The sequence below is a fragment of the Actinocrinis sp. genome, from assembly GCF_035946395.1.
In the GTDB taxonomy this organism is placed as follows: domain Bacteria; phylum Actinomycetota; class Actinomycetes; order Streptomycetales; family Catenulisporaceae; genus Actinocrinis.
Map to the genome: position 1 here is coordinate 1 of NZ_DASYZI010000206.1, position 18,227 is coordinate 18,227.

At 68.7% G+C, this 18,227-nt stretch carries 14 protein-coding genes; 5 read left to right on the forward strand and 9 right to left on the reverse strand.

Features of this window, described 5'->3' with window-relative positions; translation table 11 throughout:
* Positions 1-8: 8 nt before the first annotated feature.
* Together VGS97_RS12690 and VGS97_RS12695 are read right to left on the reverse strand one after the other, a co-directional pair.
* Positions 9-1,676, reverse strand: a complete 1,668-nt coding sequence (locus VGS97_RS12690) for a sialidase family protein (RefSeq protein ID WP_326853601.1) — start codon at positions 1,674-1,676, stop codon at positions 9-11.
* 198 nt (positions 1,677-1,874) lie between these two features.
* Complete coding sequence (locus tag VGS97_RS12695) at positions 1,875-2,117, reverse strand: hypothetical protein (protein ID WP_326853602.1); 243 nt, start codon at positions 2,115-2,117, stop codon at positions 1,875-1,877.
* 840 nt (positions 2,118-2,957) lie between these two features.
* Between VGS97_RS12695 and VGS97_RS12700 the strand changes: the two genes are divergently transcribed.
* A complete protein-coding gene (locus tag VGS97_RS12700) occupies positions 2,958-4,403 on the forward strand; it encodes a long-chain fatty acid--CoA ligase (RefSeq protein ID WP_349262103.1) in 1,446 nt (481 codons plus the stop codon).
* A 130-nt stretch (positions 4,404-4,533) separates the two neighbouring features.
* On the opposite strand, the gene VGS97_RS12705 is transcribed toward VGS97_RS12700, so the two are convergent.
* The 6 genes from VGS97_RS12705 to VGS97_RS12735 form a co-directional block, all read right to left on the reverse strand.
* Positions 4,534-6,471: a GDSL-type esterase/lipase family protein gene (locus tag VGS97_RS12705; RefSeq protein ID WP_326853604.1), complete on the reverse strand. Its 1,938-nt coding sequence runs from the start codon at positions 6,469-6,471 to the stop codon at positions 4,534-4,536.
* 308 nt (positions 6,472-6,779) lie between these two features.
* The gene (locus tag VGS97_RS12710; protein WP_326853605.1) at positions 6,780-7,058 is read right to left on the reverse strand and encodes a hypothetical protein; all 279 of its coding nucleotides are present in this window, start codon (positions 7,056-7,058) and stop codon (positions 6,780-6,782) included.
* A gap of 377 nt (positions 7,059-7,435) precedes the next feature.
* On the reverse strand, positions 7,436-8,404 hold the full coding sequence (locus tag VGS97_RS12715; RefSeq protein ID WP_326853606.1) for a hypothetical protein: 969 nt from the start codon (positions 8,402-8,404) through the stop codon (positions 7,436-7,438).
* A 669-nt stretch (positions 8,405-9,073) separates the two neighbouring features.
* Positions 9,074-9,826 (reverse strand): sulfotransferase family protein, encoded by a 753-nt coding sequence (locus tag VGS97_RS12725; RefSeq protein ID WP_326853608.1) that lies wholly within the window; start codon positions 9,824-9,826, stop codon positions 9,074-9,076.
* A gap of 456 nt (positions 9,827-10,282) precedes the next feature.
* Positions 10,283-12,328, reverse strand: coding sequence for an ABC transporter ATP-binding protein (locus VGS97_RS12730; protein WP_326853609.1), 2,046 nt, complete (start codon positions 12,326-12,328; stop codon positions 10,283-10,285).
* 130 nt (positions 12,329-12,458) lie between these two features.
* Complete coding sequence (locus VGS97_RS12735; protein WP_326853610.1) at positions 12,459-13,967, reverse strand: discoidin domain-containing protein; 1,509 nt, start codon at positions 13,965-13,967, stop codon at positions 12,459-12,461.
* A gap of 621 nt (positions 13,968-14,588) precedes the next feature.
* Here VGS97_RS12735 and VGS97_RS12740 point away from each other — a divergent pair.
* The 4 genes from VGS97_RS12740 to VGS97_RS12755 all read left to right on the forward strand — a co-directional run bounded on the left by VGS97_RS12740 (position 14,589) and on the right by VGS97_RS12755 (position 17,931).
* Complete coding sequence (locus VGS97_RS12740; protein WP_326853611.1) at positions 14,589-14,936, forward strand: metalloregulator ArsR/SmtB family transcription factor; 348 nt, start codon at positions 14,589-14,591, stop codon at positions 14,934-14,936.
* Positions 14,933-15,496: an SRPBCC domain-containing protein gene (locus tag VGS97_RS12745; RefSeq protein ID WP_326853612.1), complete on the forward strand. Its 564-nt coding sequence runs from the start codon at positions 14,933-14,935 to the stop codon at positions 15,494-15,496. Before VGS97_RS12740 ends, VGS97_RS12745 begins: the two co-directional genes overlap by 4 nt.
* A gap of 207 nt (positions 15,497-15,703) precedes the next feature.
* The gene (locus tag VGS97_RS12750; protein WP_326853613.1) at positions 15,704-16,696 is read left to right on the forward strand and encodes a pirin family protein; all 993 of its coding nucleotides are present in this window, start codon (positions 15,704-15,706) and stop codon (positions 16,694-16,696) included.
* A gap of 191 nt (positions 16,697-16,887) precedes the next feature.
* Entirely contained in the window at positions 16,888-17,931 is a 1,044-nt protein-coding gene (locus tag VGS97_RS12755) for an alpha-hydroxy acid oxidase (protein WP_326853615.1), read from the forward strand.
* Between the two features lie 7 nt (positions 17,932-17,938).
* Here VGS97_RS12755 and VGS97_RS12760 read toward each other — a convergent pair.
* Positions 17,939-18,227, reverse strand: a 289-nt coding sequence (locus tag VGS97_RS12760; protein WP_326853614.1) for a DUF3099 domain-containing protein, incomplete at its 5' end; no start/stop codon positions are given.

Here is an 18,227-nt window from a genome sequence, read left to right on the forward strand (position 1 = left end):
TGCCGAGCTCATTGGAAGATCTCTGCCGCGGTCCTCCCCTGAATGGTGTCGAGCGCCGGGCGTATCCGCTGGATGTCGCGCTTGAGGCTCGGTCCGCCGACACGCGAGAGCCGGTCCGCCATCTGTACGAGGTCCAGGACCATCGCCTCGTCGACGCTTACGGGGTCCGGCGTCCGCGCGGAGTGCACGATGTCGAACGCGCGCCGCACGAGATCCGCGGCTTGGGCCTGCAACTCCCGGTCGGCCGCGAAGTGCCGGGCGAGTTCCGGACCGTGGCGCTGCGTGAGCGAGGTGAGCAGTCGGCCCAGAGCGCTCTGGGCCATCTGCTCGTCGCGGAACGCTCGCAGCGCCCTGACCTCGCCGCCGGAGAGTTCGTTGAGGAACTCGATGATGCACAGGATGAGATCCGCCGGCACCGTGGCGGTGAACAGTTCCTGGATCCCGGTTCTCGTGTCCGTCCAGAGCGGCTGGAAGCCCTGGGGGCTGGCGTCCAGGCCCATGTAGTCTCCGATGAACGTCACGGCCGAGTCGCCGTGCGACCACGGCGCGTCAACCGCGGGATCCCATGGCTGGTCGGTCACCACATCGCGACCGAACGTCAGACCGCCGTCGAAGGACAGTGACAGGACGACGTCGATCAGCATGTTGTCCGGCTTCGGGCCGAACTCGTAGTAGACGCACCCGAAGACACCGGCGGCGTCGACCACCATTTGCGGCATCACGTGGTGGACGGTCGACGGGAACGACTGGGCCAGCAGCGGCGCGCCGGACGGCGTGCTCCACGTGGTGCCGCCGTCGGTGGACCGGACGTAGTAGATCCTGGATGCATGGCCCCCGGATGCCTCTTGCGCCCATTCGGCCCAGGCCACGAGGGTGATTCCGCCCCGGGAGGCCACGGTCGGGTCGCTGATGACCCGGAAGGTGCCGCCGGGCAGCACGTTCCAGCCGTGGATGGTCGGCGCGCCGTCTTCCAGTGTGGTGATGCCGGTGGCCGGGTCCGTCGCCGGCTGGAAGCTGTCGCCTCCGTCGTGTGACACGAGCATCTTGATGACCGAGCTGGCATCGGTCGACACGATCATCACCGTGCCGTCGTCCGCGACCGTGATCTCGGGGTAGTAAGTGCCGGTGGAGATGAGGTCTCCGGCCGCCGCGCCGACGGTCCCGGTCCAGGTGGCGCCGTGGTCGGTGGTCCGAGCGAAGGCCAGTCCGCCGTTGTCCCAGACCGCGTAGACGTTGCCCTTGTGCGGGCTTCCCGCGTACGAGTCCCCGGCAGCCCACTGCTTGTCGTCCCCGGGGCTGTTGTGGATCGGGTTCGGCGCACTCCAGCTCTGGCCGCCGTCGGTGGACTGGTAGATCACGATGCCGATGGTGTCCCACGTGGGAGGGTTGAATCCGGTGAGCCCGACGAGGTAGACGTTGCCGGCGTCGTCCCAGGCCAGGGTCGGGTCGGTCATCACGGTGGCGCCGTCCGGCAGGGCCAGGTCCGCTGAGGGTTGCCAGCTCTGCCCGCCGTCGGCGCTGTACTCGGTCGCCAGTGTGAAGTCGTACGTATAGATGTCGGCGAATTTCTTCGACGCGGCGACGATCTGCTGAGGATTGTTCGGGTTGATCGCCAAGGAGCTCTCGCTCCTCGCATTGTTCGGGTTTTGGTCGAAGGTGACCTGGATATTTGCCATGGAATGAGCCCTTCAAGGCGGAAGAGTGATGAGTGAAGGCCGGACACGAGGAAACGGCGTCACTCATGCCCGACGGGCGCTGCGCATTTCACCGAGCCGAGCACCGGCCCGACCGCTCGAAATCAGCCCACGCGGGTGACCCGGTTCTCGCGGGATCGGGGGACGGACTGCGACTCTCGGTCGCACACCCCTGTGACGTCAGCCGATGGCGGCGAGTCGGCGCCACTGCCGACGTGCCAAGAAACCGCACGTCAACGCGATGGTAAGGAAGCCGCCGGTAATCACCCATTCGAGGGCGCCGCTTCCGGCGTCCGGGTCGACGCCGAGAACGGCTTCGATCCAGTCTCTGCGGACCAACGCGAGAACGAAGCAGACAGCGCTCACGCCGGCCACGAACAACTGCACCAGAAATCGATAGAGATAACGCATGGAATCCCCCACGAATATCTGTCAGCCTTCAGCCGTGAGGCTTCGCGGTCTGAAGAGCGTGACTGATCGGCCGCCCGGGCCGCCGCAGCTCGCGAATTCGACCGGTAGAGGCGGGGTCGGGCGACTGCCTCTCGCCGCTGAAATAGCGGTACTCGAATTTGATGCTACTCGCCCGACGCTGTTTCGCAACGCCCGAAAGGGCAGTGAACGAGCGTCCAGTTTCTACGATGCGTAGTTATGAGACATCCATGACCTGCGCGATCAGGAAATACCGTACGCGCCACGCCAACCGTCAGACCTCTGATTTAAGATTGATTCGCCCGCTCCCGCGGATAAATGCCCGTCATCAACATCTGGTCGCGCCTCCCGTATCCCCTTCCCCACACTCGGAACTCGTGGAACCGAGAGTGCTCCACACGCTCTTATCGAGCATGGCTCACTGCACGGCAATGCTGCTGCCGGGTGGAGCAGGAAGCGGACTCCGTAAGCAGGCTGCGATGCATCCGCAGTAGCCAGGGCAGGCGGAACGCAAAGCAGCGGGCCGTGCTGGTGGAGATCAGCGGCCTCCGGAATGTGCTTCGTTCCGTCGCGCAGCGCCTTTGTGTTGTCACCGCGTCCGTGACGACCGGCCCAAACCCTGATCACGGCGGCGCATAGAACTCGCGGACCGATTGGTTGACCGGATAACCCTGATGCGCGATGGTGTCCCGTAACCACTTCGCGTCGATCAGTCGATCACTTGGCTGATCGCGGCGCCAAACGCCGTCGCTCCCGAGAGGTAGGACCGTGACCGGCCCCGACGACAGTTTGGCCGCGAATCTCGCGCGCACAGCCACGCGCCACCCGCACCGTATGGCCGTACGTGAGGGTGCGAACACGCTCACGTACGCGCAACTCGACGAGGCAAGTGCCCGGGCGGCCGGCTACCTGCGGCTGCATGGCCTGGAGGCAGGCTCACGCGTCGGTCTGATGCTGCCGAACGTGCCCGAGTTCGTCGTGCTCTACTACGGCCTGCTGCGCGCCGGCTGCATTGTGGTGCCGATGAATCCGCTGCTCAAAGCCCGCGAGGTCGAGCACCAGCTGGCCGACAGCGAGGCGGCCGGCCTGCTGCTGTGGCACGGCGCGGCCGACGCCGCCGCGATCGGCGCGCACCGGCCGGACGTGAACGTCATCGAGCCGGGAGCCCTCGCCGCCGCGCTCGCGGCCTGTCCGCCCGCACGCGAGATCGCGCCCTGCGAGCCGGGTGACACCGCGGTGATCCTCTATACCTCGGGTACCACCGGGCGGCCCAAGGGCGCCGAACTGACTCACGCCAACCTCATCCGCAACACCGAGGTCACGGCCCGCACGCTGCTGGAGTTGACCGAGCACGACATCGTGTTCGGCGGGCTGCCGCTGTTCCACTCCTTCGGCCAAGTGGTCGCGATGAACTGCGCGATCACCGCCGGAGCCTGTCTGACGCTGCTGCCGCGTTTCGACCCTGCCGCCGCCTTCGGCGTCATCGAGCGCGACGGGGTCACCGTGTTCCTCGGCGTACCCACCATGTACGCAGCCCTGCTCAACCACCCCGACGCGCACCGGTACCGCACCGCGTCGCTGCGCGTGTGCGCTTCCGGCGGCGCCGCACTGCCAGTGGAGGTCCTGCGCGGCTTCGAACGGGCCTTCGACTGCGCCATCCTGGAGGGGTACGGACTGTCCGAGAGCTCGCCGGTGGCCTGTTTCAACCACCCCGGCCGCATGCGCAAGCCTGGAAGCGTCGGCACCCCGATCGAAGGGGTCGAAATGCGCATCATCGACGGCGGCGGCAAGGAACTGCCCGACGGGGAGACCGGCGAGGTGGCGATTCGCGGCCACAACGTCATGAAGGGTTACTGGCGCAACAAGCAGGCCACCGCCGAGGCGATCCCGGACGGCTGGCTGCGCACCGGCGACCTCGGCGTGCGCGACGCGGCGGACGGGTACTTCCACATCGTCGACCGCAAGAAGGACATGATCATCCGCGGTGGGTTCAACATCTACCCCCGCGAGATCGAGGAAGTCCTGCACGAGCACCCCGCAGTCGCCGAAGCCGCGGTGATCGGCATCCCGCACCCCACCCACGGCGAGGAGGTCGCGGCCGCCATCGCCCTCAAACAGGGCGCCAGCGCCACCCCGGACGAGCTGCGCGAGTTCGTCAAATCCCAGGTCGCCGCCTACAAGTACCCGCGCCACGTGTGGATCGTCGAAGCACTGCCCAAGGGCCCCACCGGCAAGATCCTCAAACGCGCCATCACACCGCCACAAGAAACAGTGCACTGACTCACACCGCAGGCCATCGCCACACAGAGCGCCGGGCAGGCACTTCAAGCAGGAAACTCATACTGTTGCACCGATTCGCTGCCGACAGCGACCAGGGTCCCGCAGAAGGTCACCACCGCACACTGCTGATCTACGTCTTGTCTCCTGAGGATGGTCGGGCGCCGCGGCGGCCGAGTCCGCGGGCGGAGTCGAGCACTGCGATGCAGGCCAGCCAGACGACGGCCAGGCAGCCCAGCAGTACCAGCAGCCACACCCTCAGGTTCTGGACCTGCTGTAGCTGCCACAGGCCGAGCTGGCTTTGGCAACTCGGGAGCGTTGAGCTGTGGGAGCCGTTCATGTCGCAGACGGGTGCCGAGGCCGTGGTGGCGGCCGGGTTGGGGGAACCCGCCGCAACGCCGGCAGGCTGTCCCGGTTGCGCCGCGTCCAGCAGTTGGGCGTGCTGGTTCAGCCAGTCGTCGAAGACGTCGAGCATCACCTGATGGCCCCGTGCGTTGGGGTGCAGGGAGTTGTGCAGCCAGTTGGCCGGGTTGTACCGCTGCGAGGCGAAACCGTCGACGGACTTGAGCCCGATGAAGTTCACGCCGGCGTCGCTGACCCTGCCGTCGCAGAGCTGGAGGTGCCCCCTGGCAAGCGCGTTCTCCATATCGGCGAGGTAGTAGATGCCTGCGTCGGCGGCAGCGGCCTGCACGCTCTGGTCGAGTTCGTGCACGAACGCGTGCGCGAAATCGCGTTCGCTCCCGGTCAGGGCCACCCCGGGGCAGTCAGGGCGCGTGGCCAGCGGCTGCGGATACGGCACGGCGAGAATCGGCACCCCAGGCAGGGCGTTCTTGAGCGCCGCATAGGTGTGCTCCAAGTCGGCCTGGACCGAGGGCAGGTTGCTCTCGAACAGGGCTCGCTGGGTGTCGCAGTTTCCCGGGGCGATGCAGGTCTCTCCCAGCAGCGCGAACCCGGCGTCGTTGCCCCCTACTGAAACGATCACCAGGCTCGGCCTGGATGCCGAAAGGTTCGGAAACCGGCCTTTGAGGAGATCCAACTGGGTTCCCTGCTCGCCCGGCTGCGGAACAGGGTTCTGACCGTCCTGTGTGACGATGTTGACGGTGCGGGCGCCGGAGCACGCCAGGAACAGGAGGTCGTCGAAGCGTCTCTGCTCGGTGACGGCCCGGGCGGCGTACGCCGTCGGCGCGCGGCGGCATTGGTCGCCGCCGGCCTGGTTGGTGTCCGCATAGTAGGCCTGTGCGCCCTCCCCCGACATGTACGAGTCGCCCATCGCGACCAGGACACGGGATCCCGCCACGGATTGCAGCGCCGCAGGGATCGGCTGCTGCGGCGGGGCGGCGGCCAGTATGCAGAACACCGCCGCCACGATGACGAGGTCCCCGCTGGTGTTGGAGACCAGGAACAACAGCAGGACCACCACGCCCGCGACCAGGCACACGCCGACCATCGCGTCCCGGTACCACAGCCACACCAGGTATCCCACGACACCCACGAGCACCACTGGCCAACCCCGCCGAAGAACGACAGCCCGGCGATCGACCCGGCCCTCATCGCGCAACGAGCGCATCCAGCGCAGAACCCGCTCCGACACGACGTTGAGCCCGACAGGAACAGCGGCGAACACCGCCACCGCCAGGCTGACAATGCCCCAGGCAGACCTCAGGACGGATGGTGGCACAAGGACGGCGGCGATCAGCACGCCGCCCGAGAACATGAGCAGAACCAATCCCCCGACCGTCAGCGACGCCGTTGCGTCACGCGAATCCCGCCAGTACTCGACGAACCAGCCCAGCCCCAGGACCAGCAGGGCCGCGCCCGTGAACAGAGAGGCCTCGCCCCGCCCGAAACGCCACCACGCGAGCAGCAGTCCCGCCCCGGCCAACGACAAGAGCCCGGCAGTGATCGGCAGCCTCCAATCGCGGGGAGCGGCATACACGCCCCGGCGCTCCCAGAAGAACTGGCGCAATAGCAGCACTGCGCTGCAAACAAAGTAGACGGTCAGAGTGAGGTCCAGGTCAGCACGGGAAAGCGGGTGGGAACACCAGAAGACCAAGAAAACGGTCCCGGCCACGAACACCACCCGGGGCAGAACCCACCCGAGGTCACACCGCACTCTCCAGCGGGAAAGCGCATTCTGCGACATGGTGTCATCCCCCTTGGATCAATGAGAAGAGAACGGAAGGTCTATTCAAAAACCTCATTCGCATTTGCGCTGGCAGCGACCAGAACTGGGGCCGCAAATTGCTGGGAAGCCGGACAGCGCCGCCGCCTCGGCGGTGGCCGCAGATGATCAGTGCTCTGTCCTGGCTGAATTGACGACACGGGGCGCAGGCGAGGACCCGGGCCAGGCGAGGGTCCGCGGCATGCGTAGGAGTTGCTCTATGGCGCTAGCTGCTTCGGCTGCTCTGGCAGCGATGGCGGTGGCGGCTGTGGCGGTGGCGCCACATGTGGGGTCAGAAAACCGATCAACCCGCCCGCGATCAACGACGTAAGTGTATTGAGCTCAGCCGGGAACGCCCTGCCCCACACGACGATCAAAAGATCAATCACGATCAAAAGGATCAGTGCGGCGCCAAGAATGCCGACCACCCATGTCATCAATGATCTATCGCTGGGCGGCACCGAGTGGCCGCCATTCGGATCCCCCACCATAGCCATAATCAATCCATTGCACGCCCATCACCTCGATGAAACCTGATTTGCGAAAAAATGAACCACCCCGTTGAACCGCAACCCGCACGCCACCCCGCCCGGCGAATGGCGCAACGCCCAACCCCCCTGACCTTGGCTGGCATCCCGCCCTGCAACGGCCCGCAGACACCCGGGATGACATCAGGCCACCATCCTGTGGCTGTGGGTCGAGAACAGGACGCAGTAAATAACAGCACCGCCGCCATCGAGTGCCTGGCCTGCGTTGTCGGCCGGGCACTCGGCCGACAACGCAGGCAGCGGAACTGTACTTGCCCTTCTACGACGTACCAGGCTGGGTGGACCTGGACAGCGCGCAGGCCGATAGCAGCCTCATTGAACAGTTGCTATTTGTTGAACCACGAGATGCTGGTCGGGTCGGTGGTGAACTGGTTGAACAGCATGTGTGAGACCTTCTGCTGGCCTGTGGCGGCCGGGTGTACGCCGTCGGACTGGAAGTCGGAGCACAGCCAGGTCAGGCCGTCGCTGCGTGGCGTGGTGCCGTCAGCCCACATGTACGGTCCCCAGGAGAGCCACGGGGCGACGCCGCCGGGGCCGTAGGACAGGCTCGGGTCGCCGTTGATCTGCTGCTGGATGAGCCATTTGACCGCGAAACCCTGCTGGTAGGCGCCGGCGCTGCGGGTCGGATCGTAGGTGTAGATGCGGCTGGCGACATAGCCGAGTTGCAGGTTGGGGTACTTCGAGCGCGCGATGCGTGCGATGTCCGCCAGTGTGCTTTGCAGGTTCTGCGCTCCGGCCGGGAACGCGCCGAGGTTGTCGCCCAGGAACTGCTCCTTGAGCCAAACCGCCTGCACTTGCAGCGGGCTGATCCCCGCGGCCTGCAACCGCTGGGCCAGCACCGACCACGCGGTCGCGGTCGGGCTGTCCCAGCCGGTCGCGTCCACGCCCGGCTGTGCGCCGTTGACCAGCACCAGGTGCGGGTTGCGGTTGGCGTATCCCGCGACGGCCTGCTGGAAGGCGGTGAACTCCAGGCTGGTGTTCGACATCCCGATCGAGATCAGCGCGACCTTGCCGTTGACTGCGTCCACTTGGCCGTTGGCGTCGCGCGGCAGCACATCGTTCTGCGCGATGGACACCCCGGCCGCGGTGTACGCGGCCGGGCGGGTGTCGCTGGCCCCGGGGTAGAGCCCGCCGGGGAAGCCCTGGTAGGTCTGGCTGCCCATGTCCATGATCGGGACCTGCCCGCTGGAAACGAACGAGCAGTCCTGCGTCGCCGACACCGGCGACGCGACGACCAGGGGGCTGAGCCCGGTCAAGGTCAACAGTAAGGCGATCGCGGTTCGTCGAAGCCTCACAAGCTCTCCTTATATGAGAACACTGCGACCCATCCCCACTCTGGGGTATAGCGACGCCCACCGGCAGCGTCAACGGAGATGCCGAAAACGCCAGTACAGCTCACGACAAGTCCCCTCGCCGTGAGCCGATCCGTATCATCCGTGTCGTTGCCGGGGCTTCGAGACCGTGACTGTCACGCCGAGCCTTCCCTCGATAATGTAGACATGCATTGGTGTCAATTAAACGACAAGTGTGCGTGTAGCTGACCTCTGCTGGTATCGGTGTTCGTAGCGATGGGGCTGAGCTGCCCGTTTCTTATGCGAGGTATTGAATTCCTTCGATGTGTACCGAGCCCGTGATCGCTGTGGAACAGTGCGCCCTGAAGGTTCCCGCGCATGTCGCGGGCTGTGCGCAGTGCGCCCGCAGCTCGGCGGTCACCCGCGGGGAGCCGTAGGCGCCATCAGCCTCGGCGCGCACCGCGCGGATACGCTCAGCCAACGCCGCGTCGGCCCGCTCGCGCCGTGCAGCTCGGCGCCCTCGCGCCACTTGTAATAGCTGGAGCGGTTCAGCCGGAACTGACCACGCCGCTGCGCTGTGGCTGCGGCCCCGGCGTGGCGGCCACACCACGTGATCCAACGTGACCTTGTAGGGCTGTGTGACCCCGCGCCGGGGGAAGATCGGGGACCGGATCAGAGCACGTGCGTGAGTGCTGCGATCCCCAGGGCGACCGTGATGGTGGCGGTGATGCCGGCGGCTATCTGGATGGTGTACTTGCGGATGCGGCCGGCGATGTCGGCCTGGAACTCCTTCGCGTCGTTGACGCGCGGGAACGGCTTGTCCGGGACGGGCACGCCGAGGAAGGCACACAGGGGTTCCCAGCCCTCCGAGACCTGGTAGACCAGCAGCCGGTCGGCGGACACGTACGCCTTGATGTCCTCGTTGTGCCGCTCGAACGCCTCGATGGCGATCTGGCGGTCCTCCGGCCGGCTGAAGTGGCGGCCCTGGAACGTGCGGTCGAAGACCCTGTCGAGCATCCGGGACTCCGCCATGGAGGGCGGGGCCACCACGCGCAGCAGGGTGAACATCAGGCGCCCGATGAGGTTGGGGCGGCGCAGCGGCCAGCGCAGGATCGTCTTGTACATGCTGTCGACCCACTTCTCCGAGTCGCGCACGCTCAGGATGACCTTCGCCTTCGGGTAAGCGTCGACCAGCTCCCGCCAGTAGTAGGCCCCGGGCCAGTCCACCGTGGAGCGGTAGCCGCCGTACAGCACATCCCAGTCGGCGGACTGCGCGCCGTCCAGGACGCGGCGCCAGGTCTTGATCCGCTCGGGCCGGTCCATGACCTCCTTCATGTGGTAGCAGGGCCCGAAGCCGAGTTCTTCAAGCGCCAGCTTGAGTGAATTTGTTCCGGTTCGGCCCATGCCGACACCAATGACATCCATCGTGAGTGTATCCAGCGTATGAGTCATCGCGTCCTCCCGTGAAATACGCAGTATAAGCTGTTGGATGTACGCACGATCAGATCACGTGTTCCACTGACGGCACAGACAACCTGGTCGGGGCGAGAGCCAGGAGGTTCCGAGGCCTCGACTCACCAAGTGTCGCAGGATTCGTATGAATTTCGAAAGTCGCGGCCGTTAACTTCGACGTCTGGTTCGCGGCGCTGATACGGGTATCCCCCGGTACGCGAGTATTCCTCCAGTTCATTCGGATCTGAGGCTTGTTCACGGGTTGCCGCCGCCTTCGCACTTGAGGGGGCCCGCTTGGCCGTCGGCGGTCGTCACATACGTGCTCGATCGCCCTATCACTCACATGCTCCACACTCAGGCCGACGCCGTCAGCCCGACAAGGCGCGATAGGCTCGACTACTATCGAGAACGTCTCACGCCGGTCCGGGTTCAGCCGAACGCGCCGGCTTGGAGCGCGAACAGTTCGGCGTATCGGCCGCCGAGCGCCATGAGCTGCGCGTGGTCGCCGTGCTCGATGACGCGGCCGTGGTCGAGTACGACGATGCGGTCGGCGTGGCGTACCGAGTGCAGGCGGTGGGTGACCAGGATGACGGTGCGTCCGGCGGCGCGGTCGAGCACGGTCTGGAAGGTGTCCATCTCGGCGCGCGGGTCGAGCGAGGCGGTCGGCTCGTCGAGCACCAGGATCGGGGCGTCCCGGTAGTAGGCGCGGGCCAGGGCGATCTTCTGCCACTGGCCGCCGGACAGGCCCACACCGCCGAGGAACTCGTTGGCGATCAGCGTGTCGAACCCGGCGTCCAGGCCGTCGATCACCGCGCGCGCCCCGCCGAGTTCGGCGGCTGCGGCGAGCCGGTCCTCGTCGGGTTCGGACAGGTGGCGGCCGATGGCGATGTTCGCCCGGACGGTGAACGGCCAGTGCGGGAAGTCCTGCGAGAGCACGGCGGTGTACGTGGCGGCGTGCGCGCGGGCCAGGTCGGCGGTGCTGGTGTCGTCCCACAGCACGCGGCCCTCGTCGGGCAGGTAGAGGCCGGTCAGCAGCTTGGCCAGCGTGGTCTTGCCGGAGCCGTTCTCTCCCACCAGGGCGACGATCTCCCCCGCGCGGATCTCCAGGTCCACCCCGGTCAGCGCGGGCGCGCGGCTGTTGGGGTAGGTGAAGCCGAGGTTCTCGGTGCGGATGACGGCAGGCGGCTCGTCTTGCCGCACCCCGCTCTCGGGGATGCGTTCGCGCTGCGCGCGGGCGATCGCGTCCTGCCAGTCGGTGAGGTAGAGCCCGTATTCGAAGACCTGGTTCAGTGCCTTGACCAGGATGCCCAACTGCATGGTGCCGGTGCGGATCGCGAGCACGGCGGTGCCGGCGGTGGCCAGCGGCACGGTGCCGCGCCACAGCAGCACGCCGAGCAGGACGTAAGTGGAACCGGTGGCCAGTCCGGTGACCGAACGGGACTTGAGGCCGGTGATCGCGTCGGCGCGGGCGAGGCGGGCCTGCTCGCGTTCGAAGGCGTCGGCCAGCCGCGCGTAGTGCCGCAGCAGGAAGGTGCCTGCGTCGTGCTGGCGTACTTCCTCGGCGGGGATCTTCTCGGTCATCAGGTCGGTCAGCCGCCGCTGCTGGCGCAGCCGTTCGAGCCACTGGACGCGGGAGAGGTTGCGCCGCCGGGTGGAGACGACGGTGGCGGCGCCGTCCGGCAGCGCGGCCAGCACGAGCAGCGGCAGCAGCAGCGGGTTGAGCACGGTCAGCACGCCCGCGGCCGCGGCCAGTCCGGCGATCGCGGTGGCCACCGCGGCCAGTTCCTCGATCATGTACTCGGCCCAGCCCGCGCCGTACTGGGCGGCGTCCAGCAGGTCGTGGAAGTCGGACTGCTGGAAGGTGAGCAGTTCGACGCGGGTGGCGTGCTCCAGCAACTCCCCGTACGCGAAGCGGGAGACGCGTGGCCGCAGCCGCCCGGAGGCGGCGTTGGCGAGTGCGCCGAGCAGCGCTCCTCCCCCGCTGGCCAGCGCGACCAGCAGCAGGGCCGGCAGTGCGGCGCGTACTCGGCCGGGGGTGGGCCCGGCGGCCAGCAGGCTGATCAGCACCCGGTTCGCGGCCAGCAGCCCGAAGGCGGTGGCCATGCCGGTGGCGGTCTGGCAGGCGAGCACGGTGAGCACGGCCGGTCGGTCGGCGCGCCAGGAAAGCCGTACGCACACCCCGATCAGGCCGGGCAGCCGGCGGGCGACGGCGCGCAGCGTCATCTGTTCGTACTCGAACTCGTGCCTGGCCCAGCCGCTCTGGTACTTGATCCCGGAGCCGAACAGCGGGTCGCCGGCCGGTTTCGGCGGTTCGGCGGCCGGTGATCCGGCGGCGCCCGCCGGGGAGCCCGGCGCTTCGCCGCCCGGTGTCTCAGGATGCTGCGTCTCAGGGTGCTGTTTCTCGGGTTGCTGTGTCCTGGAGTCTTGCGGGCCCTGCCCGTGCTCCTGTCCTGCCACCTCGGCCTCGGCGGTCATGACCCCTCCCCTGTCCTCGCCCGGCGCGCCCCGTAATCATGGAAGCAGCGAGCCGTGACAAAGGACAGCGGATTAAAAGCCCGGGGGACGATGCCGGTCGTCCCTCGGGCCTCGACTGCCGACCGCGGTGTCAGGATCCGTAGACCTGGAACTCCCAGAGCGAGTAGCCGTACTGGGTTGCCCGTGTCGTGCCGTACATGCGCACGTAGCGGCCGCTGCCGGAGATGCTGAGCGTCTGCGTGCCGCCCGGGCCGGCCGTGGTGGAGTAGATGGTCGTCCAGTTGGTGCCGTCGTTCGAGGTCTGTATCTGGAACGCCTTGGCGTACGCCGCCTCCCACTGGAGGACGACCTTGCTGATCGTGTGGGTGGCGCCGAGGTCGACCTGGAGCCACTGCGGGTCGCTGAACGCCGAGGACCAGCGGGTGCCGGTGTTCCCGTCGGTGGCGTTCGGCGCGGGGAACGAGGCGTTCTCCTGCGAGGAGGCGGTCGTGGGCTTGCCCTGGGAGAGCAGGGTGCCGCCCGCCGGGGGCGAGGAGGACGTGGGCGGCGGGGTGGTGCTGCCCGGACCCTTGTTGTAGACCGCGACGTAGTCGACGTTCAGCTGGCCGCCGGACGCGGTGGACGAGTTGGGGCCGCCGCCGAAGGCCGCGGGGAAGCCGCCGCCCATCGCCAGGTCGAAGATGATGAAGAACGGGTGGTCGACCGCGTTGGCCCAGGTGGTCGCGTCGACCTGGGTGGCCTTGACGGTGAAGTAGTTGGTGCCGTCCAGGTACCAGCGGATCTGCTCGGGCGAGACGGAGCGGTCGATCTGCACGGCGTAGGTGTGGTAGGCGGTCTGGCAGCCGGGGCAGGCGTGCTCGCCGCTGCCGATGCCGGTCGACTCGTTGCACGGGCCGCCGGGGTTGGTCCCGCAGTGCAGGGTGCCGAACACGGAGCTGCGGGAGTTGATGTCTTCGAGGATGTCGACCTCGCCGGAGGTCGGCCACGGGGTGCCGGAGCGCAGCGTGGAGCCGAGCATCCAGAACGCCGGCCAGTACCCGGCGCCGTTGGCGGTGGTCAGGTTGGGCTGCTGGATCGAGGCCTGCATCATCACCACGCCGCCGGCGGGCGCGCCGAAGGTGGCGGCCTGGGTCTCGATGCGGCCGGAGGTCCAGCCCGTGGTCGCGTTGGTGCCCGTGTGCAGGGCCTTGAGGACCAGGTGCCCGTTGCCGTCCTCGTAGACGTTGGACGTGCTGTTGGTCATGGTCTCGATCTCGCCGGTACCGAAGCTGCTGCCGGGACCGGTGTCGTACTTCCACGTGCTGGTGGGCACGCCGGTGTTGGCCGCGCCGTTGAAGTCGTCGCTCCAGGTGAGACTGAATCCGGCCGGCGGGGCGGGGACGGTGTTCGGTGCGGTGAGCGCGTTCGGCATCGCTTGGGGTGCGCCGGCCGCGGCGGGCGCGGTGCCGGCGTGCCCGGGTGCGGCCACGGCCTGCGCGGCGGCGAGGCCGACGATCGCGAGCACGGCCATGCTCAGACCGCCGATCATCCGCGTCGTCGTGGAGACGCGCGGTCGGCGCGGGGCCGGGGCCGCCGGGGGTGCGGCGGACGGAACCGATCCGGGTTCGCTGCCCGGGTCGTGCCTGTGGGACGGATGCATGGACTCTCCTCGTTGAAAGGCCGATGGGCGGATACGAGGCCTCCGTCCGGGCGCGCGGGCGCCGCAAAGCTCGTGCGTGGGTGGATGACGAGCCTGTGGCTTACCGGTCCGCCGTGCCGCGTGCTGTGATGCGCTGAGTACGACTACGCGGTGCGTTGCATCACATCGCGCGGATCGCGGCAGCCCGAATCGGCGGGTGGGTAAGCGATTGTTGGCGGCGGTCGGACGCGACCGGCCGCGCGACGCACCCGCGATGTGCAGGCCGCGGGCGCGCGTGACGTGGGTGTTGGTCGATCGGTGAAACGCCTGACTAGGTGGGAGAGCGCTCTCCCTGAGGTGATGGTTTGTTGTCTATCTCAACATTTCTGGGATGTCAACAAGGCTTCATCGGAGTGCCCGGCGGCGCGATCACCCGGTTTGTTACCCGATCGGATCAAAGCGGCTGGGCCGGTGATCGCCTGGGCGGGAAGAGACTTGACGGTGCGTCAGGCGGCTGTGCATCGTCGGGAGAGCGCTCTCCCCTCAAGGTGGTCTCGGGGTGTGTTGCGCTCGCTTTCGTGATGCGCGCTGCCGGGCGTGTATTCCTTGACAGGCATATTCCTCGCGGGACATATTGGCGGCATGTCGGTTGCCGCTGTGATGGAGGCGCTGGCCGAGCCGAACCGGCGGCGGATCGTGGAACTGCTGCTCGACGGCGAGCGGTCGGTGAACCGGCTGGCGGCGGACACGGGCCTGGCGCAGCCGGCGGTCTCGAAGCATCTGCGGGTGCTGCGGGACGCGGGGCTGGTCGAGGTGCGGCGGGAGGCGCAGCGCCGGCTGTACCGAATACGTCCGGCGCCGCTGGCCGAACTGGACGCCTGGCTTGAGCCGTATCGCCGGCTGTGGAACGAGCGGCTGGACCGGCTCGAACGCCATCTCAAGGGAAAACCGCAGGCTCAAGGAAAACCGAGACCGGAGGCTGAGCCATGAACGATGCGACGAACGCCGCGGACGCGGCCAACCCCTCCGTCACCCCCGTCGGGGATCCGGCGACGCTGGCGGCTCGGGGCGCGCGGCCCTCGGTTCGATTCGAGCGCGTGCTGGGCGACCCGCCGGCGGCGGTGTGGCGGGCACTGACGGATGCGCAGGAGCTGAAGTCCTGGTTCCCCGCCGAGATCGTGGCCGATCGGTGGGAGGTAGGCGCCGCGCTGACGTTCGTGTTTCCGGGACACGACGAGTACACGATGGGCGGGGTCGTGCTCGAATGCGACGAGCCGCGGGTGCTGGCGTACACGTGGGGCGAGGAGACGCTGCGGTTCGAGCTGACGCCGACGGATTCGGGCGGGACGCGCCTGGTTCTGTTCGACGAACTCGACCCGCGCCTCGCCGCGCGCAACGCCGCCGGCTGGCAGGTGTGCCTGGAGCGGCTGGCCGGGCGCGCTCCGGCGCACTACGCCTGGAAGCCGCTGTTCGCGCAGTACACGGCGGCGTTCGAGCCGGTACTCGGTCCGCAGGAGGGTCCACCCGCAGGCTTCGAGGACCACGCCTGAGAGCAGGGAGCGCGGGGGCCTCGAATCGTCGGCGGCGAGGCGCCCGGCACGGACGTGCGAGTGTGCCGCGGCGTGTGCGGCGTGCCGGTTCGACGGCATGCGTGGGCGGGATTATCCTGGGATAGATGAACGTTCAACAAAGCGACGTTACCGGTGCCCCCGCGACGACCGCGGCGCGGCGGCGCGATGAGATCCCAGGAGGTTGCGATGCCAGCCGTGACCGTGGACAGCACGCTTGAACTGCCCCGTGTCCCCGTGCCGCCCGCCGAGGGGACGCGTCAGCGTCCGGTGCTGTCGGTGACCACAGCCCCGAGGGGCTTCGAGGGCGAGGGCTTCCCGGTGCACCGCGCGTTCGCCGGGGTCGCGCAGCGCGACCTCGACCCGTTCATCCACATGGACCAGATGGGCGAGGTCGAGTACGCGCCAGGCGAGCCGAAGGGCACGCCGTGGCATCCGCACCGCGGGTTCGAGACCGTCACGTACATGATCGACGGAGAGTTCGAGCACGCGGACTCGCACGGCGGCGGCGGGAGGATCACCGACGGCGCGACACAGTGGATGACCGCGGGCAGCGGCATCCTGCACATCGAGACCCCGCCGGAGCACCTGGTGCTCTCAGGCGGCCTGTTCCACGGCATCCAGCTGTGGGTGAACCTGCCGCGCGCGAACAAGTGGAACCCGCCGCGCTACCAGAGCATCGAGGGCGGGCAGGCGACGCTGCTGTCCTCTCCTGACGGCGGCGCGCTGGTGCGGCTGATCGCGGGCGACGTGGCCGGGCACCGGGGGCCGGGCAGCACCTTCACGCCGATCACGATGATCCACGCGACGCTGCGGCCGGGCGCGCAGTTGGTGCTGCCGTGGCGCGCCGACTTCAACGCACTGGTGTACAGCCTGTCCGGGCGCGGGTCGGTCGGCGAGCAGGGGCGTCCGATGGAGGCCTCGCAGCTGGCGGTGCTCGGCGGCGGCGACGCGCTGAGCGTGGCTGCCAGCGCGCGGCCGGATGAGCGCACGCCGGACTTCGACGTGCTGATCCTCGGCGGGCGGCCGATCCGCGAGCCGGTGGCGCACTACGGGCCGTTCGTGATGAACACCAGGGAAGAGCTGGTCCAGGCGTTCGAGGACTTCCAAGCCGGGAAGATGGGTGCGATCCCGGCCGGGAAGATGCCGCACACCGCGCCGGGCGAGCAGCGCCCTGTGTGATCATGACGGCGTGTGACCATGACGGCGTGTGAGCTGACGGCGTAGACGGCGGCGTGTCTGCGGGCTTCCCCTCCCCCCGCGGGCGCGCCGCTTCGCGCGCTCTGAGCGTGTGTTCGCCGCCTGCTGGGAGAATCGGGACGCGGCGCCCGGGTGGCCCGGCGGCGAGGGTGCGGAGGTCGCGGGTGGAACACATGGTGGACCAGGTGGCCCGGCTGGAGGCGGCCGCGCGCGAGCGGCTGGACCCGGCCGCGTACGCCTACTATGCGGCGGGTTCCGACGAGGAGATCAGCGTCGGCGAGGCGGCCGCGGCGTGGCGCTCGTGGCGGCTGCTGCCGCGGGTGCTGCGGGACGTCTCGCACGTGGACACTTCGCTGAGCCTGGCCGGCACGCCGCTGGCGACGCCGGTACTGGCGGGCCCGTCGGCGCTGCACGGGATGGCCGACCCGCAAGGCGAGGTGGCGACGGCGCGGGGGGTGGCGGGCGCCGGATCGCTGCTGGTGCTCTCCTCGCGCAGTTCCAGGCCGATCGAGCAGGTGGCCGAGGTGGCGGGCCCGTGGTGGTACCAGGTGTACTGTCTGCGCGACCGCGAGGTGACAGGCGAGCAGGTGCGGCGGGCCGCGCGCGCGGGGGCGCGGGCCCTGGTGCTGACCGTCGACGCGCCGTACGTGGCGCCCAAGCCGCGGGTGCGCGATCCGTTGCCGCTCGGCGCGCACGGCGACGAGGCGCTGGCGAACATCCCGGGGGTGCGGGCGCAGGACCGTGAGCAGGATCCATCGATCGACGCGCGGGTCATCGGGCAGCTGGCGGAGCAGTCCGGGCTGCCGGTGCTGGTCAAGGGCGTGCTGCGGGCAGACGACGCGGTGCGCTGTGTGCAGGCGGGTGCGGCCGGGGTGATCGTGTCGAATCACGGCGGGCGGCAGTTGGACCGCGCGGTGGCCAGCGCGCACGCCCTGCCGGCGGTGGCCGAGGCGGTCGGGGACCGGGTCCCGGTGCTGGTGGACGGCGGGATCCGCACGGGTACGGACGTGCTGGTGGCGCTGGCGCTCGGGGCGCGGGCGGTGCTGCTGGGGCGCCCGGTGCTCTGGGCGCTGGCGGTCGGCGGGTCGGGCGGGGTTGGCGCCCTGCTGGAGTCGTACCGCTCGCAGCTGTCGACGGCGATGGCGCTGGCGGGGGCGGTGAACCTGGCGGAGGTCACCGCGGACTTGGTGGCGGGGGCCGGTCGCAGCCGCGGGTAGCGCCCGCTCAGGCGCGTGGGTCGCCATCGTGGTCGGCGGCGGAATAGTCCGGTGGGTGCGGTGGGGTGGCGGACTGCTGCGCTTGGTTGTCGTGCAGGATGGGGCTGTCGATGTTGGCGAGGATCGCGGCGAACGGCGGGATGAGCGCGGCCACGGCGCTCATGGCGACGGCGGCCGTGGTCGAGTACAGGCGGATCCAGCCCCAGGCAAGGACCAGCAGCAGCACGCAGAGCGCCATCATGGCCAGGTAGCGGCGTCGGCGCACGCGCGTGGTCGCGGGCACGTGAGCGGGGGGC

Excerpts from the sequence above, each read along its gene's own strand:
- VGS97_RS12745 (WP_326853612.1), top strand. The coding sequence starts at position 14,933 with ATGAACGATGCGACGAACGCCGCGGACGCGGCCAACCCCTCCGTCACC.
- VGS97_RS12700 (WP_349262103.1), top strand. The coding sequence starts at position 2,958 with ATGGCCGTACGTGAGGGTGCGAACACGCTCACGTACGCGCAACTCGAC.
- VGS97_RS12710 (WP_326853605.1), bottom strand. The coding sequence starts at position 7,058 with ATGGCTATGGTGGGGGATCCGAATGGCGGCCACTCGGTGCCGCCCAGC.
- VGS97_RS12690 (WP_326853601.1), bottom strand. The coding sequence starts at position 1,676 with ATGGCAAATATCCAGGTCACCTTCGACCAAAACCCGAACAATGCGAGG.
- VGS97_RS12730 (WP_326853609.1), bottom strand. The coding sequence starts at position 12,328 with ATGACCGCCGAGGCCGAGGTGGCAGGACAGGAGCACGGGCAGGGCCCG.
- VGS97_RS12725 (WP_326853608.1), bottom strand. The coding sequence starts at position 9,826 with ATGGATGTCATTGGTGTCGGCATGGGCCGAACCGGAACAAATTCACTC.
- VGS97_RS12735 (WP_326853610.1), bottom strand. The coding sequence starts at position 13,967 with ATGCATCCGTCCCACAGGCACGACCCGGGCAGCGAACCCGGATCGGTT.
- VGS97_RS12750 (WP_326853613.1), top strand. The coding sequence starts at position 15,704 with ATGCCAGCCGTGACCGTGGACAGCACGCTTGAACTGCCCCGTGTCCCC.
- VGS97_RS12755 (WP_326853615.1), top strand. The coding sequence starts at position 16,888 with ATGGTGGACCAGGTGGCCCGGCTGGAGGCGGCCGCGCGCGAGCGGCTG.
- VGS97_RS12740 (WP_326853611.1), top strand. The coding sequence starts at position 14,589 with ATGTCGGTTGCCGCTGTGATGGAGGCGCTGGCCGAGCCGAACCGGCGG.